Raw genomic sequence first — 22,144 nt, forward strand, 5'->3', positions numbered from 1 at the left:
TGTCTCAGGCGCTCGTCGGGCCGGAGCTCGATGAGTCGCCGCTCCCGGGCGGAGGCTCCTCCCGCGCGTTCGCCGCGCGATGCGCCTGGTACAGCGCGAAGTCGATGGCCAATGCCCCCGCGAGGAAGACCAGCGGCCCCAGTCGCAGGGACAGGCCCAGCAGCCCCCACACGGTGATGGCGCCCGCCAGGATGTAGGGCGTCTGGGATGGAATCGCCTCACGGAGCCGGGGCACGGCGGCCAGCATGGCGAGCGACATCAGCGCCATGACGACCAGCGGCGCCCCGGGCCGAGCACGCCCGGACGTCGCGAACGAGGTGAACGTGTTGGTGATGCCCGGCTGCCACCCGTAACGGGTTTCGATGTACGAGTGCCCCGTGGAGCGACCGGTGCTGTCCACCTCGTGCACGAGGCTGTTGTCGTAGCCGTAGCCACCCAGCGACGTCCACGTCCGCATCCCCGAGCCCCACGTGAGCAGCAGCGACACCGCGCACACGGCCGCGCCGCCGAGCACCCAGCGCTTCAACCGCGCGGCCCCCGGCGCGGGCCGCAGCTCCGGCATCGCGGCGGCCGACGCCTGGAACACGCGCCACTGCACATACCCGAGCACCACCGCGGCCGCGACCCAGACCAGCGGCACCAACCCGAGCCCGAGCGAGAGGAACGCGAAGGTGATGACCAGCGACGTGTAGAGCAACAGGAACGTGGCGGACGCGGCCATCCGCGCGAGCTGCTCCAGGAGCGGAGGAACCGGCCGCCCCGCCGCGCTCCACTCCCGAGCCCCCAGCAGGAGGCTCCCGCCCAGCATCACCACCGACCACGGGATGCCAATCGTCCCGCTGATGAAGGGAAGCCCCGGCAGCAGCACCGCCGCCGCGACGAGCCCCGAGCCGAGCAGCGGCAACGAGCCCCCAGGAAGCCGCTCACGCAGCCGAGGGTCCTCGAGCACCGTGCGCACCGCGCGCCCCGTGGCCTCCGCGGCCCGGCGCGCCGACTCCGCGGCGTCGTCCGGCAACTCGGTCCCACGCGCGGACGCCCCCACGCTCTGCCCACAGGACGGGCACGCGAAGACGCGAGCATCGGAAAGCGGCTGACCGCAGTGCGGACACGACGACATGGGCTCACTCCGGACCAACGGCGTGGGCCTCCCAGCCTAGCGCCTCCGGCCCCGGGCTCCACGCACGATGCGAGCCCGGGCGCACGCCCCCCGACCTCACCAGAGCATGTCCTGGTCCTCGCTCACGCCGGGGACGTGCGAGAGCTGGTGTGTCCGCCCCCCCACCGTCACCGTGCCGTCGAAGAAGCCCACCGGCTGGGCGAAGTGGCTGATGATGAGCCGCAGGTTGCGCTCCTCGCGGTGCACGTAGAACGGCGTGAAGCGCAGGTCCACCGCGCCATCCACCGTCGTCATCCGCCACGGCCCGAGCAAATCCTTCGTGTCGTACTCGAACCGCGCGCGCGCCAGCGGATACAGCCGGTCCCCCAGCCAGAAGGCGTTCTCGTTCGCCTCGGTCGCCGTCTCGTTGAAGCCCTCCACGAGGTTCAGCCCCACCGGCGTCCCATCCGCCAGCCGCCCCGCCGCGAACGCCCAGCGCCACGCCGTGTGCCGCGCCAGGTACCCCTGCGTGTAGTCGATGCCGCCCACGCCCCCATCCAACCGGAAGCGCTTGCCGCCCGCCTCGATGCCGCCGAAGGACAACAGCCCGTTGCGCTTCATCGTGACGTTGACGAGCCCGTCCCCCTGCACCGGCGCAATCACCGTCAGCGCGGGAGGCCCGCCCGCCACCAACATCTCCCCGTTCCACTGGAATGTGTTGAGGCTGCCCGTGCGCACGCGGCTGACGTCCACCTCCACCTGGTAGCGCTCGTCCTCCTCGCCCCGACGGATGGCCAGCTTCCCGCCCAACGTGCGGAACGACGCGTCGAGCCCCGCGCCGGGCTTGTCCCCCAAGGACACCATGGGCCAGGGAACGCCCAGGAAGCTCACGTCACACAGCGGCTTGCGCTCGCGCAAATCCAACGCCACCGCGAACGCGCTCGCCGAGTACCCCAGGTCCACCACCGCGAAGAGCGCGGCCACCTCCGGCGTCGCCGTGAAGGTGTAGTGCCACCGCTTGCGCTTGAGCAGCCGCGTGGTGCGCTCGGGCGCCCAGCGGCCCAGCAACCGGGGCAGGTCCACCTCGGGCAGCTCACCCTGGTACGTGCCGAATCGGGGCTCGCCCTGGGCGGTGGCCACGGAGGCCGGGGCGAGGGGCAGGAGGGCTTCTCTCTCGGGTGTCATCACACCCCATTGGAGGCCAACCTCCCGCCGATGTCACCCGGCGTCGGCCAGCCCGCATCCCCAACCGACGCCTCGACGACACTGCCCACACCCGCTCAGGCCCGGCCGAAGACGATTTTCTCCTTCGACAACAACCCCGTGGTCACACGCAGGGCCACCAGCGCCAGCAGAACGCTGGACGCCGCGGCGAGCAGGAAGGGCAGCGGCCCCAGCGCCTCGCCCCGCATCACCTCGGCCGCGAGCATCTGCTGGCCCGCCACCGGCACCGCGAACATCCACGTCTGCGTCTGCACCGGCGACATCGCCAGCAACATGCCCGGCAGCGTCGGCACCACCGTCAATAGGCTCAGGTACGTCTGCGCCTCCTTGAACGAGCGCGCATAGGTGGACACCCACAGCTGCACCGCCGAGGCCGCCAGCGTCAGCGGCAGCACCGCCAGCACCATCCCCAGGACGATGGGCAGGTCCATGCGCGCCTTGAGCCCCAGCTCCTCCAGCGGCACCGCGCGCACCACCAATACGAAGCCCACGAGCGACACCAGCACCGTGCTCGCCGCCATCGTCACCGTGGCCAGCCACTTGCCCGCCACCAGCGCCCCGCGCGGGGCCGGGTTGAGCAGCAGCGGCTCCAGCGAGCCACGCTCGCGCTCACCCGCCATGGTGTCGCTCGCCACCTGCAGGCCGCCCGTGAAGGTGGCCATCACCAGGAACAGCGGCAGCATGTTGAACAGCGTGGCCGCGGTGCGCTCGGGCGTGGACAGGTCCAGCTCCTCCACGTCCACCGGCATCGCCAGCTCCGGCGCCATGCCGCGCGCGTACAGCCGCTGGTCGCCCACCTGCCGCGAGTAGAGCTCCACCATCATCCGCGCGCGCTGCACCGACTTGCGCGCCGCCGTGCGCGAGCTGTCCATGATGAGGCTCACGTCCGCGGTGCGCCCGGTGGAGAAGTCCCGGCCGTAGCCCTCCGGCACCACCAGCACCACGTCCAGCACGCCCGTGCGCACGCGCGCCTCGTAGTCCGAGGGCGCCTCCTTCAGCGTCACGCCCTGGCGCTCCAGGAACGCCATCAGGCTGGGCGCGTGCTGCCGGCCCACCACGGGCAGCTCCAGCGGCTTGTCCCGCATCATGTTGGACATGAGCTGGAAGGTCGCCAGGAACACCAGCGGACCGAACACCGCCCACAGGAGCGAGGAGCTGAGCGTGCGTCGGTCCCGGACGTGGTCCGTCAGCTCCTTGCGCAGGACACTGCCCACCAGCCGCTTCATTGCATCAACCCCTGCTCACTGCCGATGGTCGCCACGAAGGCCTCTTCCAGGCTGTCCTTGCCGGTGGCCTGCCGCAGCGCCTCCGGCGTCCCTTCCGCCACCACCCGGCCATGCGCCACCACGACGACGCGCTCGCACAGCGCGGCGACCTCCTGCATGACGTGGCTGGAGAAGACGATGCACCGCCCCTCGTCCCGCAGCCGGCGCAGGAGCGTGCGCACCGCGCGCGTGCTCATCACATCCAGGCCGTTGGTGGGCTCATCCAGCAGCACGTTGCGAGGCCCGTGCACCAGCGCCCGCGCCAGCGCCACCTTCACCCGCTCGCCCTGGCTGAAGCCCTCCACCCGCCGGTCCACGATGTCCTTCATGTCCAGCAGGTCCACCAGCTCGTCCACGCGCTTGTCGAGCGCCGCGCCCGACAGCCCGTGCAGCTCCCCGAAGTAGCGCGCGTGCTCGCGCGCGGTGAGCCGCGGGTACAGGCCCCGCGTGTCCGGCAGCACGCCCAGCCCCCGGCGCGCATCCTCGGGACGCGCCACCACGTCCACGTCGTCCACCACCGCGGTGCCCTTGTCCGGGCGCACCAGCGTGTAGAGCATCCGCAGCGTCGTCGTCTTGCCCGCGCCGTTGGGGCCGAGCAGCCCGGTAATCATCCCGTCCTCGGCGGTGAAGGACACATCCTCCACCGCCGTCACGGCGCCAAACCGCTTGTGCAGATTCGTCGCTCGAATCATCCGCGTCGCGTCCTCAGGGTACCGGTCCGGCGAAGGACGTGAAGAAGGGCGGACGCGCGAGTCCCGCGCCGCACGAGGGCTTCAGCGTGTCCACCCGACCGTCCGCCACCAGGTCCACCATCAGCTTGCGCACACAGTCGACGCCCAGCGTGTTGTGCCCCACGCCCGGGACCTGCACGTGCAGGCTGTTCTTCAGCGTGCGCTTCGCCTCCTCCGCCCACGCCGGAGGCGTCACCGGGTCCAGCTCTCCGGAGAGCAGCAGCGTGGGCACGTCCGACACCACCGCGTCGCGGAAGCCCGCGGGCACCGTCGCCTTGGGCCAGCCCTCGCACGCCTTCATCATCTCCAGGCCCATGCTCGCGCCGAACCACGTCCCCTTCGCCTCGCGCTCCACCGCGGCCGTGTCGAGGAACGGGACATCCTCCGCGCAGACGACGGCCATCTGCAGGCCCCGGCTCATCACCTTCTCCATCCGCTCGCCGCGCCCCACGTTCAGCGCCACGAACGGCGCCCAGTCACCTTGGGTCACCCGGTCCAGCATCAGCGGCACCATCGACGAGTCCTCCGCGCTGTAGAGCAGCCCGAACAGCGCTCCGACGAAGGCCTGGCGCGTCAGCACGATGTCCTCCGGCACGCCCGTGCGCGGATGGGCCACCCGCACCCGCGCCGGCTCCTGGGAGAGCTTCTCCAGCAGGGCCTCCGTGCGCGTGCGCAGCCGAGGGAAGTTCTTCTCGCAGGCCGCGTCCTTCTCGCAGTGGGCCAGCAGCAGGTCCAACGCCCGCTGCGCGTCGCGGGGCATGTACAGCGGCAGGTACAGGCTCATGGGCGCCACGCCGTCCAGGATGGCGGTGCGCACCCGCTCCGGATACTGGCGCATGTACACCAGCGCCGCGCGCGTGCCGTAGGAGCCGCCCCAGAGGTTGAGCTTCTCGTACCCCAGCGCCGCGCGCACCTCGTCCAGGTCCGCCATGGCGATGGGCGTGGTGTACTGCCGCACGTCCGCGTCCCAGCGCTCCCGGCACGCGCGGATGCGCGGCGCCAGGTCGTCGTCTTCGCTGAAGTAGTCGGCCAGCCCGGCGTCCTTCGGGAGGAACTCGCAGTCCAGCGGGCTCGAGTCCCCCGTGCCGCGCATGTCCACCAGCACGATGTCGCGCTGGCGGCGGATGTGCTCCACCGCGCGCAGCACGGCGCCCAGTCGGGTGGCCGCCTGCCCGGGCCCTCCCGCCAGGAACACCAGGGGGTCGGGCTGGGGCTGCGCCGCCAGCGCGGGCACCACCGCCACGCGCAGGGACAGCTTGCGGCCCGTCTTCGTCTCCCGGTTCTCGAAGACCTCCAGCGTGCCGCACTGCGCCTGGGGCGCCAGCCCCTCCAACTGGCAGGGCTCGAGCTTCAAGGTGCGCGCCTGGGGCGACGAGCCCCCCCGCGAGCAGGCCGACAGCGCCACGAGCCCGAGGACCCAGGCCAGGCGGCGGAGGATGGAGCGGATGTGGGTGTGGGCCCCGGCCAAGTGTGTCTCCCTGTAGGGTGCGGGCGCACCGACCTTTAACACCTGCCGCCTCCTAGTACACCCGCCCCCGCAAGTGATTGCCTCGACACCGCCCGAGCGTGAATCCCACGCGGGCGCGGCCGTCTGGTGATACGCCCATGCCCACGATGAAACGCTTCGCCCTCGTCCTGTTCGCCCTCTGCTTCACCACCCTCGCCGGCTGCGCTGGCCTGCAGAGCGCGCTGAAGAAGGCCTTCAAGAAGCCCACCCTCACCTTCAAGACGGCGCGGCTGTCCAGCGCGTCGCTCTCCGACGCCACCGTCGACCTGGTCTACGAGGTCAACAACCCCAACGGCTTCGGTCTGGAGCTGGCCTCGGTGGACTACTCGTTCTTCGTCGAGGGCAAGCAGGTGGTGGCCGGCAAGCCTCGCAAGGGCCTGAACCTCAAGGCCAATGGCCGAAGCGAGCTGGTCTTCCCCGCCAACGTGCGCTTCGCGGACATCGTCCCCGTGGTGGAGACCTTCCTCAACAAGGACCGCGCCGCCTACAAGGCCCAGGGCAGCGTCGGCGTGCAGACGCCCATCGGCGTGCTCTCCTTCCCCCTCCAGAAGGAGGGCGCGTTCGACGTCCCCAAGATTCCCCAGGTCGCCTTCCAGCCCCCGCGCATCACCAACATCGGGCTGACCAGCGCCACCGTCGAGTTCCCCCTGGCCATCACCAACCGCAACAGCTTCCCCCTGCCCGTCGCCGGAATCACCGGCGCGCTCAAGGTCGCCGGCGCGGATGTGGGTACGCTGTCCACCGGCAACCTGGGCATGCTCGACGGCAGCGGGACGAAGCAGGTGACGCTGCCGCTCACCATCAACTTCGCCCGGGCCGCCTCCGCCGCCGTGGCCCTGCGCTCGGGGGGCAACGCCAAGCTGAGCCTGGACGGCAAGCTCACCTCGGACTCGCAGTCCGTGCCGCTCAACCTGAGCCAGCTGGTCAACATCGTGAAATGACGCCCGTCCGGGCGCCGGGCGGGCAGGAGCGCACCTGAAGGTTGTCCCAGGGCGTCACAGCCGTTACGGTTGGGCGCCCTTCGTGGGACACACGCCATGCGCCGCATCCTCTTCAAGTCCAAGATCCACCGCGCGACGGTGACCCAGGCCGACCTCGACTACGAGGGCTCGGTCACCATCGACCTGAACCTCCTGCGTGCGGCGGACATCATCGCCAACGAGAAGGTGGCCATCTGGAACGTCACCCAGGGCACGCGCCTGGAGACGTACGCCCTCGAGGGCGAGCCCGGCAGCGGCGTCATCTGCATCAACGGCGCCGCCGCGCACCTCAACAAGCCCGGCGACCTGGTCATCATCGCGACCTTCGCCGAGGTCGAGGACGCCGAGGCCCGCGACTGGAAGCCCAAGGTCGTCTTCGTCGACGCGGCCAACCGCATCGTCCCCGGACAGACGGAGGAGATTCCGGGGCCCGCTCGCCGCATTGCCTGAGGGCAGGCGTCCTCCCGCCGTCGGCTTTCGCCTCCGCGCGCCTTTTGCCATGCTCGCCCCACCTTTTAGAGGGGGGCCCATGGCCCCGGAGGCACCATCACGATGAGGCGGCTGTGGGCGGGAGTCAGCGTGTTCGCGCTGGGACTCTCCGGATGTTCCGGGGTGGGCTCGTTCCGGCCCAACCCCAACGACGAAGACCCTCTCTACGGGGCCATCCCCGTCATCAAGGCGCCGCCCCAGACGCGGTGCGCGGGCCACGGGAAGTCCTCGGTGCGCGGCCACTGCGACGAGGCGCTCTACCTGGCCACCGAGTACACGCGGCGCCTGTCGGTCGGTGACGAGGTCTGCCTGGAGGGCGGCTACGGCGAGGAGCCGGGCTATGCGTGCAAGGCGCGCGCGGCCGTCATCGACACGTCGCCCAACCAGGTGAAGCTGGAGGTGCGCGGGGCGAAGCCGGACTCGCGCTGGTTCAACGCGGAGATGCGCCACGCCTGGTACGAGGAAGGCGCGCTGGTGGACCTCTACCTCGCCGAGCGGGGTTATTAGAGGACCCGGGACAACCCGAGGCGGGAGACACACCTCATGGCCTTCTACGACAGCGTGGCCGAGCGGCTGGCCTTCATGAAGAAGCTGACCCCGGCGGAGCTCAAGAAGCTCGGCGCGGCGCGGCTGTCGGACATCGTCCTGCAGGAGACGAAGCGGGCCCGGGTGCGGGTGGCGGAGCTGGAGAAGCGCTACCCCCGCGCGGACACCCGGGAGCTGGCCCAACGTCTGGTGGACGACAAGAAGAACCTGGCCAGCATGGTGGGCGGCGTCAGCGGCGTCTTCGGCCTGGTGGCGCTGCCCGCGGACCTGCTGTTCATGTCCTATCTGCAGATCATCCTGCTCACGGACGTGGCCACGCTCTACAAGGTGAACCTCAAGAGCGAGCGCGCCCGGGGGGAGATGTTGGACCTGTTCGGCTACGCCAACGGCCTGGGCCCTGTCCAGCGCTCCAGCCCCAAGGTGATGGGGAAGCTGGCCGCGATGGTGCTTGAGAAGGGCGGGATGCACACGCTGGGACGGGCCATGCCGCTGGTCGCCGCCCCCATCACCGCGTACTTCAACAACCAGCACATCCAGCGCGTGGGTGAGCAGGCCGTGCGCTTCTACGAGGGCTTCGACAAGGCCCACGCCAAGGCCAAGGCCCAGCGCCCCCAGCAGGCGGGGTGAGGGTTTCCCCGCGGATCCGGAAATATTCCAACGGGTCCGATATGCCTCCTTCGCCGCCACGTTCACGTCCCCAAGCAGGGGGCGAAAGCCCTCCATTCATGGCGGACGACCGACGGACTCCCAAGGGCCGGTTCGGGGAGACGGTGTCCGCGAGGCGGAGGCACGAAGATGACCGAGCTTTCGGCGGAAGTGCGTGTTCAGGTGGCGCGGTTACGCAACCTGGTCATCGATGTGGCGCGGTGTGGCGCGCTCGCCAGTCCCCTGGGTGCCTTGCCTCACCATGAGCTGGACCCCATGGAGGTCCAGGCCATCTGGTGGCTGAAGGCCGAGAGCCTGCTGCCCGTCAACGTGCTCGCCGACCGCCTGGGCGGCATCGCCCTGCCCCGCCTGAGCCGGCTGCTGGACCGGCTGGAGGATGCCAAGCTCGTGCAGCGCGAGCGCTCGGTGCGGCATGACCGCCGGCGCGTGCGCGTGCGGCTCACCGAGCAGGGACGGGCGCTGGCGGAGAACGCGGACTCGGTGGTGCAGGAGCGCATGGCGCGCCTGTTGATGCCGCTGGGGGGCGAGCAGCGCAGCGCGCTGATGGACTTGCTCGAGGGCTGGGTGGAGGCGCTGGGTTGCTGGAACCGCGCCGAGGAGCAGGCCGCCGAAGAGGCCGAGGCCAACCACCGGGCCCAGGCGCATCGACCTCGACTCGCCGCTGTCGAGGACGTAGGCGTCACTGCCAGCGCGGCCTGAGTTCCTGAGTTTCGTGGACGCCGGCCATCCTGGGTCCGGCGCCTTCCTGTCGCCCCCGAGCGCGAGGCTCGGTGAAGTCCTGGCTCCCTGACGCCCGTCGACCTGAGTGTTCCTCGGCGACGGGGTGACGGGTGAGCGCTCCCAGCGGACCCGCGCCTCGACTGGATGCCAGCCCTCCGCTCACCAACATGGGCATCACGGCATGCGCGATGCTCACGCATCCCGAGATGACGTCTCTTCGCGCGCACGACGTGTGCCCTCCGGACGGACCAGCCCCTGCACTCGTGCAGCGTCGCGGCCAGGGCGACCCACGCGGCCTCCCGATGTGACGCCCTCGCTCCGCGAGCGCTGGACGGTTGCCACTCCAGAGGGAGCAGCCTCCCACATCCACATGAACATCGCCGCCGGGGCACGTGCGCCCTGCATCCCGAGGTGCCGCCCCTCCGCGAGCGTCCGACGGTGACCTCACCGTCCGGAACAAGTCACCGCGCATTCGCGCGGGCACGTCGTGCGCGTGACGCGCGGCGCGGCGGGCCCCCGAGGCCGCGCAAGTCCACCGGCCGCGGGTGCGCACCGCCACCCATCACGGAGTTCGCGGCGCCTCCCAACACACCCCCGCAGCGGGTCCCGACTCGCCCACCCCTCGGACCAGGCCGGAGCCATGCCCAGTAAATGCAACTTGATTACTTTTAGACCTCAGTTGCATATTTGCGGGGTTCGCGGGGACTGACCGGCTGACGCCCTCGTCGGCCGCCGACACGGTCCTGGCGCGGGAGCAGAGCGATGAAGCGAATCATCTGGAGCGTGGGAGTGGCGGGGCTCGCGCTCGCGTGCGTCGCGTCCGCGCTGTTGCGACTCCCCGACCTCCCGACGCCGCCCGTGGCCCCCCAGGACTTCCAGGTCGAGCCCACGCGCAGGGAGGAGCCCGTCGCGGTTGCTCCCCAGCCCATGGCGCCCTCGCGCCCCCCGTCCTCCGCGCCCACCCAGCCTCCGCTCCCCGACGAGCCGCTGGAGTTCGAGTCGCCCGACCTCGAGCAGCTCCCACCCGCGCCCTCCGTCCGCGCACGCCGTCCCCTCTCCGAGTCACGCAAGCTGCTCGTCCAGTCCCTGCGCAAGGCCCCCGCCGACCCCAAGGCGCGCCGTGACGCCGTGCTCGCGGCCTTGGAGTCCACGGGCGCGAGCCAGGAGCCCTGGACCGCCGGGGCCCGAGAAGCGCTGGACACGTGGCGGCAGCGGATGGCGACGAGCATCCAGCCCGTCGAGGCCGAGCCACCGCGCTGCTTCGCCGCGGGCTGCGTCACGCGCGTCACCTTCCCGGACGCGGCCACGCACGACGCGGCCTTCCGCCTCACGCCCGAGCTGCGTCTGCCGGGCAACGCCGCGCACCTGCAACTCCCCGCCGAGCACCTCGCCTCGGGCCAGGTCCTGGCCACCTGGGTCGTGCTCCGCCCGGACACGCCCTGAGCCACCGCCCTTCGCAGTCGACACACCCGCCGTACCCACAACAAGGAGAAGTCCCCAGATGAAGCCCCAGTCCCTGCTGCACAAGTCCCTGCTCGCCACCAGCGTCGCGCTCCTGCTCACCGGCTGCGGCACCACCGCCGAGGAGCCGGCCGTCCAGGCCGAGGCGCTGACCACCAGCGAGTCCGCGCTGCTCTTCGGCGCCCTGCCCTCCTGCGACGAGCCGGAGGAGCTCGACGAGGTCATCGAGCACGCGTGCATCCACGCGGAGATGGGACCCTTCGAGCCCGTCACCGCCGCGGCTCTCGGCGCCCCCGTGCTGGTGGACGTCAGCGCGCCCCACACCACGTTCAACATCAGCCTGCCGCGGAGCACGAACTCCTGGGGCTGGGCCGGCCGCGTCTCGTTCCTCCCGGACGAGTCCGGTGAGTTCGCCTTCATGCTGTCGCGCCACCGCGGCCTGCGCATCTACGAGGCGGCCACCGGCACCGAGGTGGCGCGTGAGTGCCGCTACGAAATCCCCGCCGAGGTCTGCGGCGCGCTGAAGACCACCATCCTCGCGGACCTCGAGGCCGACACCGAGTACTACCTGGAGTTCCGCTCCGTGCTGCGCCGCAACGCCTCCTTCTCGCTCATCGTCGAGGAGGCCGGTCACCACCACGAGGAGTAACCCCTCACCGGCGGGTGCCTGGAACCGTTCCGGGCACTTCCGCCCCAGGCAGCGTCGTTCAAGACCTTCTTCCCAGCCCGCCTCTCAATGACATCCACCTCTCGAGCCTTCGTGGAGCGCTCCCCCATGCGTTGGAAACTCCGTGCCCTCCTGGCCACGCTCGCCCTGGCGACCTCCGCCTGCGGTGGCGACGCCCCTCCGCCCGAACCCAAGCCCGAGCCCTCGGCGGACCCGTGCGAGCCCCATGGCCACATCCACCGCGAGCCCGAGGGTGACTGGTGTCACTGCAACAAGGGCTACCTGGCCGCGCAGGACGGCCTCTCCTGCGTCGTGGACCCCGACTACGTCCCCAGCGAGGGCTTCGACTTCGGCGACGACGGAGAACACGCCTGCTGGCACGTCGAAAGCGGCCCCTTCGTCACCGTCACCGCCTCCACCACCCGCGACCCTCGCGTCGACGACTTCCACACCTACTACACCGTGAAGCTGCGCGAGGTGGATGGCCAGTACACCGGCACGTTCAGCTACAAGGCCTTCGCCTCCGGCAACTTTGTCGTCTACCTGAGCACCCCGGACGTCCCCGTCACCCTCGTGGAGACCGCCGTCCAGAAGACGGTGACCCCCGCGGGCACCAGGCCCACCGGCGACTTCTGCTCGGGCTTGAAACACATGGTCGGCTACGAGCTGACCGACCGCGTCCAATACACGCTCACGCTCGGCCCCACCTCGCTCACCGAGCTCGGCATGGTCATCGAACACCTCCAGTAACGCGATACGCGATGGCTCCTGGAAATCGCACGCGCCGTTATTGCAACTGAGTTACCATTAAGACATGAATACCGGCGCCGTGGCGTGTCTCGGGACGCCGCTCCGGTGCCCGCGCGTCGCGCCCGGCCTTGAAAGGAAATCCCACATGAAGATGCTGAAGCAGACCCTCTGCGGTGCGTTGCTCGGGCTGTCGCTCGCGGCCTGCGGACCGACGGAGGACGTGGAGCAGGAGTCGACCGGCCAGGCCGAGCAGCCGCTGGAGGCCGGGTGCGTGTCGGTGGACGACACCCTCATGACGACGCACGCGTGCACCCACGCGAGCAACAGCGGCGACAACGTGAACGTGACGGCCAGCGCCACGCGCGTGGACACGGCGCCGGACATCAGCACGCAGCACAAGCACTACACGCTCACCCTGCCGGCGGGCGCCGAGGGCTCGGTGACGTTCACCCCGACCAACGTGTCCGGGAGCGGCACCGTGGAGTCCGTCGCGTTCTACGTGAACAAGAACGTGGCCCTCACCGTGGTGAACGCCACCACCAGCGCGACGGTCTCGCCGCTCATCAACGAGTCCGTCGCGGAGACGGGCTGCTCGCTCATCAAGGCGCAGGTCTACGACCTCACGCCGGGCACCGAGTACATCGTCGTCTCGGCCACCGCGTCGGGCAACCAGGTGGGCATCGTCCCCGAGTACCTCTACAACAACCGCGACCGCTACTACCGGGACCAGGACGGTGACGGCTACGGCGTGAACACGCCCGTCTACCGCTTCGCCTGTGAGGTCAACAGCGGCTACTCGAAGACGCGCTTCGACTGCGACGACACCAACCCCGCCATCTTCAACTGCTGACAGTCGCTGATTCGTCACAAGGAGTCCGCGTGACTCCCGGCGGGGCACCCCAGACATCCGGGGTGCTCCGCCCTCGTCCTTTGACTCACCCTCGCGAGGTCACACCCGATGCGCTTCTCCAACGCGGCCACGTTGCTGGCCACCTGCACCCTGCTGGCCCTGACGGGCTGCGACAATGACGACCCCACGCCCACGCCTCCGGATGCAGGCTCGACGACGGACGCGGGCCCCGACGCGGGCGACACCGCGCCGCCCACGGTGACGGGCACCACGCCCGCGGCCGACGCGGTGGACGTGGCGCCCGGCAGCGCCATCACGGTGCGCTTCAGCGAGCCCGTCCAGCGGGACTCGGGCACGGTGCGCGCCGCGGATGGCGACGTCATCCTCTCGCTGGAGACGGGGCACTGGGAGGACGAGGGGCGCACGCTCATCGCGCACCCCACGCAACCCCTTCGCGCTGGCGCGAAGGTGGACGTCACGGTGGAGCGCTTCGAGGACCTCGCCGGCAACCGACAGGCGACGGCGTACAGCTTCTCGTTCCAGGTGGGCGCGGACGTCGCGCGGCCCCACGTCGTGACCTCGAATCCGGCGGAGGGCGCCACGGGTGTGCTGCCGGTGCAGACGTACAAGGTCGGCACGAGCACGACGCTGCGGCGGCTCGTCACCGTCACGTTCAACGAGAAGATGGACGTCACGGAGGGCCGCGTGACGCTGCGGGATGAGAGCGCGCCCGCCAACGCGCCGCGCTCGCTCACGGGCACCTGGTCCGAGGACGCGCTGACGCTCACCGTCTCGATTCCCCGGCCGGAGTCGGACCTGCCGCCGCTCGAAGAGGAGAGCCGTTACTCGGTGGACCTCACGCTCCTGCGCAACGAGGCGGGCCATGCGCTGGACACCACGCACGCGAACCTGGGAGACGGGCGGCTCGACTTCACCACGGGCAAGCGCGACGGCGTCACCGAGCACGCCTGTGGCCACGCCCTGCTGGAGGCCCCTGTCGCCGTCACGGCGGGCGCATCCCCCACGGCCATGTATCCCGCGACGGACGCGCCCCACGAGTTCTACGAGCTGACGCTCCCCGCGAACGGCGGCGCGTTCCTCGGCTACTCGGAGGTCGTCTCGGACGAGCGCGACCGGCCGGTCGTCCTGTACCTGAACCAGGACGTGCCCATCGTGGTGCACGACGTGACGGAGGCCGAGACGGTGGTCCCCTCCACCGTGACGCCCGCGCCGCAGGTCTGCCTGCCCGCCATCACCCACACGCTGAAGTTCACCGCGCCCGCCGGTGACCGCTTCCTGCGCCTCACCTACGGCCCGACGCCGCTGGAGAAGTTCACCTTCGTCTTCGAGCGGTACTGAAGCGCGCGTCGAAGGACCGAGCGCACCGTGTGGGCCCTGGGTGCGGGCTTCACTCGGTGCGCTTGCGCCGTCTGGACATGATGCGGCTCAGGGCCACCTCGGTGATGCCCAGGTAGGCCGCCACGTCGCGCTGCGGGACGCGGCCGCGCAGGTGCGGGTGCTCCGCCCAGAAGGTGTCCAGCCGCTCCTCCGCGGACAGCTCCAGGAACTCCTGCTCGCGGCGCTCCTTCAACAGGAAGTGCCGCTCGGCGACGCGGCGCGCCACGCGCACCCAGCACGTGTGGCCCTCCTCCAGCGCCTGGAAGTCCCGCGTGCGGAACACCAGCACCCGTGCGGGCTCCAGCGCCTCGATGGACGTCATCGATGGCTGTCGCTGCAACATCTCCGCGTAGGCGCCCAGGAGTTCACCCTCGGCGCGGAACGCCTTCACCGACTCGCCGCCCCGCGCGGAGACGCGCACCAGGCGGAACACGCCCTGGAGCACCACGGCGAAGCGGTCCGCCGGGTCTCCGGGACGCAGGAAGTGGGCCTTGCGCTCCACCGCCTGCTCCCTCGCGAACGACTCGGCGCGCTCCCACTCACCCGGGGGAATGGGGCCGAGCGGGGCGAGCTGCTCGTAGAGCGTCGGGAATCTCACGGGTAGGTGGGACGAGGTTAACCCAGGTTAAGGCGCCCAGCGAGCCGGGCGCCGTACACCCGAGGGCATGTCCATCAACGTCTACGCCATCGCCACGCCCTTCGTCATCGCGCTGGCGCTGGGCGAGTTCATCTACTGCGTGGCGAAGCGCAACGGCTATTACAGCTTCCAGGACTCCATCGCGAGCGTGGGCACCGCGGTCCTCAACCAGTGCGTCAACGTGGCCGTGGCGCTGATGGTGCTGCCCCTGTTCACGCTGCTGGGCGAGCTGTCCCTGTGGCGCATCGACAGCACATCGCCGTGGGCGCTCGTCGGCCTCTTCCTGGGCGTCGACTTCCTCTTCTACTGGTTCCACCGCTTCGGGCACCGCACCAACATCGGCTGGGCCGCGCACTCGCCCCACCACTCCACCGAGGAGCTCAACTACGCGGTGGCCCTGCGCGCCAGCGTCACCCAGCGGCTGTTCTCGTTCCTGTTCTACTGGCCGCTCGTCGTCATCGGCTTCTCGCCGGAGGCCGTGCTCGCCATGGTGGCCTTCCACCTGGTGCTCCAGTTCATCCCCCACACCCGCGTCATCCCCAAGCTGCCCCGGTGGATTGAGTCCTGGCTCAACACGCCGTCGCACCACCGCGTGCACCACGCGCGCAATGACGTCTACATCGACAAGAACTACGCGGGCTTCCTCATCATCTGGGACAAGCTGTTCGGCACGTACCGGGAGGAGACGGAGGAGTGCTCCTACGGCGTCACCACGCCGCCCAACACGTGGGACCCCACCGTCATCAACTTCCAGTTCTGGGCGAAGCTGTGCAGCGACGCGGTGAAGACGCGCAGCTGGTGGGACAAGCTGCGGCTGTGGGTGATGCCCACCGGCTGGCGCCCCGCGGACCTGCCGGCCCGCGTGGAGACGAAGTGGAACCAGACGGGCGTCGAGGTGAAGTTCCAGTCCACCGAGCTGCCCAACATCCGCGGCTACCTCGTCTTCCAGATGATTGCGTCGATGCCCTTCATGCTGCTGGTCAGCCACCACGCCTCGCCGCTGTCGGGCTGGCAGAAGCTGATGCTCAGCGTCTTCTTCTGGGGCATGGCCACCGCGTGGGGCGGGATGATGGAGTCCAAGCGCTGGGGCCTGCCGCTGGAGATGGCGCGGGTGTTCGCCATGGGGGGCGCCGTGACGCTGTGGCTCGCCCAGGCGAACGCGCCCATGTCGTGGCGGGCGCTCACCGTGGGCTGGCTCGCGGTGACGCTGGTGTGGCTGAGCATCTCGCGCGCGACCCGCCGGAGCGCGTCTCCCGTGCCCGGTGGCGCGAGCACGTCATGACGGGAAGCCCGGCTCCCACGCCCCCGAGAAGGCCGTGAAGCGCCGCACGTTGACGGACAACGCGCGGTGCACCTGGGTCTCGGGCGTCACGTCCACCGGGAGCCCCTCGGTGGACGGAGGGAGCCGGTCGAAGTGAGCGCCCTGGAACCACTGATGGGGGCGGACCTCCACGACGAAGAGGCCGTCGTCGTCCAGGTCCGCCTCGATGGGCACGAAGTCCACGCGCTGGAGCTCCACGGGCGGAGGGAAGTCGAGCGCGACGCGGAAGGGGACGCGCTGCTCGCCCCGGAAGGCCGTGCCCTCCATCAGCACGGAGTGCCCCTGCAGCGCCGCGCCCTCGTCGCCGAGTGCCCGAGAGGGCGGCTGGAGCAGCAGGGAGAACGAGCGCGCACGACCCGCGATGCCGGGAGAGCGCCCGAGCACCCGCGCGTCACCCTGGGCGAGCAGGTCGAACACCACCTCGCGGTCCCACTCACCGAGCACCGTGCCTCCGGAGAAGAAGTCTCCGTCGTGCGCGTGGGCCGTGGGCACGAGCACGTCCATCAGCGAGCGGAGGACACCGCGCGCCTGTTGCTGGAGGGGGGACGCGTTCTCGAAGAGGTAGATGGGTCCCAGCACCATCCGCGCCGAGGTGAGCCGCACGCCCCAGCCCGTGTCCGTGGTGAACTCACCGAGCTGCGTGGCCTCGGGCGCGAGCGCGGTGCGCAGGCCCATGTGGAACACGATGCCGCGACCACCGGTGCCGGAGAGTCCACAGGCTGAGCCACCCGCCGCGAGGGCCGCGCCCAGGCCCAGCGTGAAGGCACGGCGGGACATGCCGCGAGGAAACACGGGCGAGCTCATGGAGAGTCCTCCTCGAAGTCCAGGTACAGCGTGAGGGTGCCGCGGAAGGTGCGCGGAGGCCCGGCGGTGAAGTGCCGCGTGGCGAGCAGCGAGGCGGGCGCATCCGCGCCACGGAAGTTGGAGACGTAGTTGAGCTCCGTCTCGCGCCAGCGCGTATCGAGCGCGTTCTCCACGGACACGCCGAACTCCACCCAGCTCCAGCGCGCGCGCGTGGCCACATCGAAGAGGAAGACGGGCGCACTGTAGCGGTCGAGCGGGAGCGGCCGAGGCCCCACCGCGCTGTGCCCCAACGCCACGTTCCAGCCCACGCGCTCACCCGCCAGCGTGACGTCGCCGCGCACCGATGCATCCAGTCGCCCCAGCAGCGCCGGGATGTACGGCATCACCGCGCCATCCCACAGCTTCCACGCGGACGCGCCGGGCGTGGGCAGCGTGGCGCGCGCCCAGGCGATGGAGGCCTGCACGTCCATCCACTCGCTCCACACGAAGCGACCCGTGGCGAAGGCGCCCAGGCGCTGCGACGCGCCGATGGGTTGGTTGCGGCCCAATCGCTCGTCGAAGACGAAGTCCTGCGACACGCGGGTGGCGAAGACAGCGCCGCGAGCCTCCAGGGTGTACGGACGCCCCTCGCCCTCCAGCCGCCAGCCGAGCCCCGTCTCTCCCGAGGCCACCCGCGCATATGGCGCCAGCTCCGCGTCGGACAGCGCGGCCGCGTCACTGGAGCGCGCGCCGAGCCCCGCGCTCGTCATCCACGTGAGCCGGGGCGACAGCTTCACCTCCGCGCTGGCCCTGGGGCTGGCGAAGAAGCCATAGGCATCCACGGACTCATCCGTGAGCCGGGGCCCGTCCCGGTCCACCGCGGGACGGTTCAGGTCCTCCACGCCGAACAGGAACGTGTCCAGCCGCAGGCCCGCGCGCAGCGTGAGCCAGGGACGGGGCGAGACGCGCAGGGACGCGTAGCCACCCAGGTTCGTGGTGCGCACCTGGTTGTCGTAGAGCGTGGCGTAGGGCGCGCCGCCGCTGTCCCGCAGTCGCCGTGAGCGCGTGCGCACGTCGTCGTAGCGAGCCACGTAGCCCAGCTCCAGCGGACGCGCTTCCCCCAGCAACGTGAGCCCCGGGATGTACCGACCGCGCAGGCCCAGCGTGTTGCCGCGATAGAAGCCTTCCGCCGTGTCGCCTCGCTGGGACTGCCCCACGGGCGGGGTGTCCTGCATGAAGCCGGTGAAGTTGTCGCGGATGCGCGTCTGGCGCAGCACCACGTACCCCTGCTGCACCAGTCGGCCGCCGCGCTTCAGCCGAGACTGGAGCTCGGCGGAGACGATGTGGCGCTGGCTCGCGCCGCCCTGGTTCTCGTCGTAGAAGCAGAAGAACTGTGAGTCCGCGTCCGGCGCGCAGGGCAGCCGCGAGTCCACCACGTCCGTCTCGCGCACCACCCCCGCGGAGGCGAAGCGCGCGCCATAGCTCGTGCCGAGCAACCGCAGCCGGGTGTCATCACCGAGGAGCAGTTCCACCTGCGCCATGGCGCTCGCGTTGGCGAACGAGCGATTCGGCCCGAAGCCGTCGCCCTGACGCAGGAGCAGTCCCACGAAGGTGGCCTCGCTGGACTCGGGCGGGCCCCACACCAGCGCGAGCCGACGCGAGGCGAAGCTGCCGTAGCTGACCGACGTGGTGAGCCCCCGGCGCTTCAGCCCGAGCTGGTACTCCACCGTGCCCGCCACGCCGAAGTCTCCCTGGGACGCGTCATAGGGACCTTCCGTCACTCGAAGCGCGTCCACCAGCTCCGGGATGATGAAGTACGTGTCCGCGTAGCCGTGGCCGTGCGCGTGGGAGACCTCATTGAGGGGCACGCCGTTGAGGCGCATCTCCACGTCCTTGCCCTCGCCCGCGTCGAAGCCCCGGATGAACACCGTCTCCGCGTGTCCTTCGCCTCCGTGGTTCGCGAGCATCACGCCGGGCGCGAGCAACATCAGGTCGGAGGCGGAGTTGCGCGGCACGTCCGCGAGCTGCCCCACCTCGATGTGGAAGTCGCCCACCGCGACGGGCGGAGGCGCCGCGGCGACATCGCGGACGGTGGTGGAGAGGACCCGCTCGGAGGACTTCGTCTCCGTCGTGGCGCCCTGCTCCCGTAACGAATCCGAACTCTCTGCGTCGTCCGGGGTCGAAGCGCCCTGCGCGGAGCCTGCTTGCGTCGATGACGCGGGGCTCGTCGCCTCGCCTGACGATGCGCCACCAGCCGCCAAGCCCAGGGCGGAAGCTCCCCGTGCCGGGCGTGACGCCGTCGCGGAACCGGGCGCTTCGCCTGGCAACGCAGCGCCAGTCGCTGAGCCTTGGGCCGAAGCCTTCCGCAACGAGCCGGACTCCGCCGCAGAACCGGGCACATCGCTCGACGATTCTGAGCCAGCCGCCGCGCCTCGCGCCGAAGCATCCCGCGAAGAGCGGGACTCCATCGTGGAACCGGGCGCTTCGCTCGGCGCTTCTGCGCCAGCCGCCGAACCATCCGACGTGGACCGGGCGCCCGTCGATTCGCTCCCTCGCGCCGGCACCGCCGTGGCGGCCATCGCCTCACCATGATGGTGCGCCCCCACGCCACCCGCCGCCTCCGGGACGAAGTGCACCGGCACATCCACCCGCACCTCGAGCGGCGCCTCACCCCGTCGCGCCGGCTGGAAGCGCCACCGCACCGCCGCCTCCATCGCCGCCCGGTCGAACACCCGCCCCGCCGAGGCCTGCACCTCCGCGCGCGACACCTCCCCCGCCTCGTCGATGGTCAGCCGCAACACCACCGTCGCCGGCCGCTCCAACACCGGCGCATCCACCGGCATCGACGGCGGCGCCGCCTCCACCGGAACCGGCGGTGTGATGGGCACCTCCTCCAGCGCCCCCATCGCACACATCACCAGCATCGCAATCCACACGGCGAGGCCCTCACTCCTGGAACCGGCGGCACCCGCCACCGCGAACGTCGACCGCTCGCAGATACAACGAGCCCGCTTGAATCGCAACTTGGTTGCATATACATCCCAGGAACATGAAAACGAACCCGAGAGGTCTCCTGCTCTGCGTGCTCGCCCCCCTGCTGTTCGCGGGCTGCGACAACGTGGCCACCGGAGACGTGCGCGTGACGATGAGCGGTGGGGACGGCACCCAGCGCGGCCTGCCGGACACCCTCTTCCAGGATGGCTGGTCCGTGCAGTTCACCAAGTACCTGGTGTCCCTGGGCGAGGTGCGCCTGACGTCCGCGTCCGGCGAGGTGCGCGAAAGCCCGCGCCACGTGCTGGTGGACGTGCAGAAGGGAGACATCCCGCTCACGGAGCTTTCGGGCCTGCCCGCGGGCCGCTGGGACGTGGGCTTCCGGGTCAGCCCTCCCCACGACGGCACCGAGCTGGCGGACGGACAGGTCTCCGCCGACGACCTGCACAGGATGCGCGAGCGCGGCTTCAGCTACTGGGTGGAGGGGCGCGCGGTGAAGTCCGGTGTGGGTGTGTTCGAATTCCGGATGGGCTTCCCCGTCGACGCGCGCATGGTGGACTGCATCAACGGGGTGGACGGCACCCAGGGCATCATCGTCCCCGAGGGCTCACGCGCGGACGTGGAGGTCACCATCCACGCCGAGCACATGTTCTACGACAGGCTCGGGACCCACCGGGGCGTGCAGCTGCGCTTCGACGCCATCGCCGCGACGGCGACCGAGGGCAACCTCATCACTCCGGAGGGACTCGCCTCCCAGCTGCTCACCGACCTGCGAGGTCGGGACGGAGGCGAGCTGCGCGACGCGGCGGGTCAACCCGTGGTGTATCTGCCCGGCGCCCACGATGTGCGCACGCTGCAGCAATTCGTCACCCAGAGCATCGTCGACCAGGCCCACCTCAACGGCGGAGGGGTTTGCACGGTCGCCAAATGACGGAGCGACCCGCGGACGAGCCCGCCCCCCTGGACTTGGCCCACCGGGCGCCGCTAGGAAAGTGACATGGACTCTCCCGCGCACCTGCAAGCCCGCATGGCTCTCTGCCGTCCCGAACACCTGGTGCTCGACCTGTTCGTCCACTGTCTCAGGGAGAGCATCGCCAGGAGGATGGGCCAGTCGCTCGCCATCGCCGCCCAAGCGCCCATCCCCGCCGTCCCCGCGCGCGGCGCGCCCACCCACCGGCCCGCCAGCGACTACCTGGCGCTGCTGCACGAGGGCGCCCTGTCCGTGGGAGAGAAGCTGGGTGAGGACTACGCGGCCGCGGTGGAGCAGCTGTCCTTCACCGCCGCCTCCCACGTCTTCTCCGCCCCCGTGGGCGAGATGGTCATGGCCATCACCGGCGAGGACCCGCACCGCGGCCTGTCCGTGGGCTCGGGCCTGGCGGGCGCCACCAGCACCTTCGGCGAGCGCGAGTACGAGCGCGTCTCCGACACCACCGCGCGCCTGAGCTTCAAGGACGAGTTCTTCGGCCCCGCGTGGTGCAGCGGCCTGGTGCGCAGCGGCCTCTTGCAGACCAACCCCGAGCGCCGCTTCCGCGTCGAGCTGGAGTCGGGCGAGCCGCCCTACAAGGACTTCTCCCTGCTCATCCACTGGTGAGCCGCCCCACCTCACGCGAGCGGACGGACCTCCATCCGCTCGCGCGAAGCCAGGCCGCTCAGGCCTTGGGCGCTTCCTTGCCCCGGCGCTCCTCGATTTCCTTCTTCACCTGCGCCATGTCCAAGCCCCTCACCTGACGGACCAGGTCCTCCAGCGCGGCGGCCGGCAGCGCGCCCGCCTGCTCGAACAGGAGGATGCCGTCACGGAACACCATGAGGGTGGGAATGGAGCGGATTTCAAAGGCCCCGGAGAGCTCCGGCTGCGCCTCGGTGTCTATCTTCCCGAAGACGATGTCCGGGTGCTTGCCGGACGACGTCTCGAAGGTGGGCGCGAAGAGGCGGCACGGGCCGCACCACGACGCCCACCAGTCCAGGATGACGATACCGTCCTTGCCGACGGTTTCCTTGAAGTTGTCCTTGGTGATTTCCACCGTCGCCATGACGGCCCTCGTTTCTCCCCGCCGTCAGCGGG

At 70.5% G+C, this 22,144-nt stretch carries 22 protein-coding genes; 13 read left to right on the forward strand and 9 right to left on the reverse strand.

Features of this window, described 5'->3' with window-relative positions; all coding sequences use genetic code 11:
• Positions 1–4 precede the first annotated feature (4 nt).
• From K8625_RS12370 to K8625_RS12390, 5 genes are all read right to left on the reverse strand, one after another.
• Positions 5–1,117, reverse strand: coding sequence for a zinc ribbon domain-containing protein (locus tag K8625_RS12370; protein WP_223749643.1), 1,113 nt, complete (start codon positions 1,115–1,117; stop codon positions 5–7).
• A gap of 96 nt (positions 1,118–1,213) precedes the next feature.
• The gene (locus K8625_RS12375) at positions 1,214–2,281 is read right to left on the reverse strand and encodes a DUF2804 domain-containing protein (protein ID WP_141329983.1); all 1,068 of its coding nucleotides are present in this window, start codon (positions 2,279–2,281) and stop codon (positions 1,214–1,216) included.
• A gap of 95 nt (positions 2,282–2,376) precedes the next feature.
• Entirely contained in the window at positions 2,377–3,546 is a 1,170-nt protein-coding gene (locus tag K8625_RS12380) for an ABC transporter permease (protein ID WP_223782820.1), read from the reverse strand.
• Complete coding sequence (locus K8625_RS12385) at positions 3,543–4,277, reverse strand: ATP-binding cassette domain-containing protein (RefSeq protein WP_223749640.1); 735 nt, start codon at positions 4,275–4,277, stop codon at positions 3,543–3,545. The genes K8625_RS12380 and K8625_RS12385 overlap by 4 nt, the downstream gene beginning before the upstream one ends.
• Positions 4,278–4,290: 13 nt before the next feature.
• Positions 4,291–5,784, reverse strand: coding sequence for an alpha/beta hydrolase (locus K8625_RS12390; protein WP_223782821.1), 1,494 nt, complete (start codon positions 5,782–5,784; stop codon positions 4,291–4,293).
• A 137-nt stretch (positions 5,785–5,921) separates the two neighbouring features.
• On the opposite strand from K8625_RS12390, the gene K8625_RS12395 reads away from it, so the two are divergent.
• The 10 genes from K8625_RS12395 (at position 5,922) to K8625_RS12440 (ending at position 14,311) form a co-directional block, all read left to right on the forward strand.
• Entirely contained in the window at positions 5,922–6,764 is an 843-nt protein-coding gene (locus tag K8625_RS12395) for an LEA type 2 family protein (protein WP_223749638.1), read from the forward strand.
• A gap of 96 nt (positions 6,765–6,860) precedes the next feature.
• Entirely contained in the window at positions 6,861–7,253 is a 393-nt protein-coding gene (gene panD / locus K8625_RS12400; protein WP_141329993.1) for an aspartate 1-decarboxylase, read from the forward strand.
• 102 nt (positions 7,254–7,355) lie between these two features.
• Positions 7,356–7,799 (forward strand): hypothetical protein, encoded by a 444-nt coding sequence (locus tag K8625_RS12405; RefSeq protein WP_223749637.1) that lies wholly within the window; start codon positions 7,356–7,358, stop codon positions 7,797–7,799.
• A gap of 36 nt (positions 7,800–7,835) precedes the next feature.
• Positions 7,836–8,465 (forward strand): EcsC family protein, encoded by a 630-nt coding sequence (locus tag K8625_RS12410; RefSeq protein ID WP_223749636.1) that lies wholly within the window; start codon positions 7,836–7,838, stop codon positions 8,463–8,465.
• Positions 8,466–8,633: 168 nt separating this feature from the next.
• Entirely contained in the window at positions 8,634–9,203 is a 570-nt protein-coding gene (locus tag K8625_RS12415) for a MarR family winged helix-turn-helix transcriptional regulator (protein WP_223749635.1), read from the forward strand.
• Between the two features lie 783 nt (positions 9,204–9,986).
• Complete coding sequence (locus K8625_RS12420; RefSeq protein ID WP_223782822.1) at positions 9,987–10,667, forward strand: hypothetical protein; 681 nt, start codon at positions 9,987–9,989, stop codon at positions 10,665–10,667.
• A gap of 58 nt (positions 10,668–10,725) precedes the next feature.
• Positions 10,726–11,334 (forward strand): hypothetical protein, encoded by a 609-nt coding sequence (locus K8625_RS12425; RefSeq protein WP_223782823.1) that lies wholly within the window; start codon positions 10,726–10,728, stop codon positions 11,332–11,334.
• Positions 11,335–11,460: 126 nt separating this feature from the next.
• Positions 11,461–12,102, forward strand: a complete 642-nt coding sequence (locus tag K8625_RS12430; protein ID WP_223782824.1) for a hypothetical protein — start codon at positions 11,461–11,463, stop codon at positions 12,100–12,102.
• A gap of 145 nt (positions 12,103–12,247) precedes the next feature.
• Entirely contained in the window at positions 12,248–12,952 is a 705-nt protein-coding gene (locus K8625_RS12435; protein ID WP_223749631.1) for a DUF859 domain-containing protein, read from the forward strand.
• Positions 12,953–13,060: 108 nt separating this feature from the next.
• Positions 13,061–14,311 carry an Ig-like domain-containing protein gene (locus tag K8625_RS12440; RefSeq protein WP_223749630.1) on the forward strand — a complete coding sequence of 417 codons (1,251 nt, stop codon included), beginning with the start codon at positions 13,061–13,063 and terminating at the stop codon, positions 14,309–14,311.
• Between the two features lie 49 nt (positions 14,312–14,360).
• On the opposite strand, the gene K8625_RS12445 is transcribed toward K8625_RS12440, so the two are convergent.
• Entirely contained in the window at positions 14,361–14,948 is a 588-nt protein-coding gene (locus K8625_RS12445; RefSeq protein WP_223782825.1) for a Crp/Fnr family transcriptional regulator, read from the reverse strand.
• 67 nt (positions 14,949–15,015) lie between these two features.
• On the opposite strand from K8625_RS12445, the gene K8625_RS12450 reads away from it, so the two are divergent.
• A complete protein-coding gene (locus K8625_RS12450) occupies positions 15,016–16,269 on the forward strand; it encodes a sterol desaturase family protein (protein WP_223782826.1) in 1,254 nt (417 codons plus the stop codon).
• Here the strand turns inward: K8625_RS12450 and K8625_RS12455 are convergent.
• A complete protein-coding gene (locus K8625_RS12455) occupies positions 16,264–17,112 on the reverse strand; it encodes a hypothetical protein (protein ID WP_223782827.1) in 849 nt (282 codons plus the stop codon). The genes K8625_RS12450 and K8625_RS12455 overlap by 6 nt on opposite strands.
• Positions 17,109–20,015, reverse strand: coding sequence for a TonB family protein (locus K8625_RS12460; protein ID WP_223782828.1), 2,907 nt, complete (start codon positions 20,013–20,015; stop codon positions 17,109–17,111). Before K8625_RS12460 ends, K8625_RS12455 begins: the two co-directional genes overlap by 4 nt.
• A 125-nt stretch (positions 20,016–20,140) precedes the next feature.
• On the opposite strand from K8625_RS12460, the gene K8625_RS12465 reads away from it, so the two are divergent.
• Together K8625_RS12465 and K8625_RS12470 are read left to right on the forward strand one after the other, a co-directional pair.
• Positions 20,141–21,013: a hypothetical protein gene (locus K8625_RS12465; RefSeq protein WP_223782829.1), complete on the forward strand. Its 873-nt coding sequence runs from the start codon at positions 20,141–20,143 to the stop codon at positions 21,011–21,013.
• Positions 21,014–21,079: 66 nt separating this feature from the next.
• Positions 21,080–21,673, forward strand: coding sequence for a DUF2378 family protein (locus K8625_RS12470; RefSeq protein WP_223749625.1), 594 nt, complete (start codon positions 21,080–21,082; stop codon positions 21,671–21,673).
• A gap of 58 nt (positions 21,674–21,731) precedes the next feature.
• On the opposite strand, the gene trxA is transcribed toward K8625_RS12470, so the two are convergent.
• On the reverse strand, positions 21,732–22,112 hold the full coding sequence (gene trxA, locus K8625_RS12475) for a thioredoxin (RefSeq protein ID WP_141326991.1): 381 nt from the start codon (positions 22,110–22,112) through the stop codon (positions 21,732–21,734).
• Between the last annotated feature and the right edge of the window lie 32 nt (positions 22,113–22,144).

The organism is Myxococcus sp. AS-1-15 (assembly GCF_020037055.1).
Lineage (GTDB): Bacteria > Myxococcota > Myxococcia > Myxococcales > Myxococcaceae > Myxococcus > Myxococcus fulvus.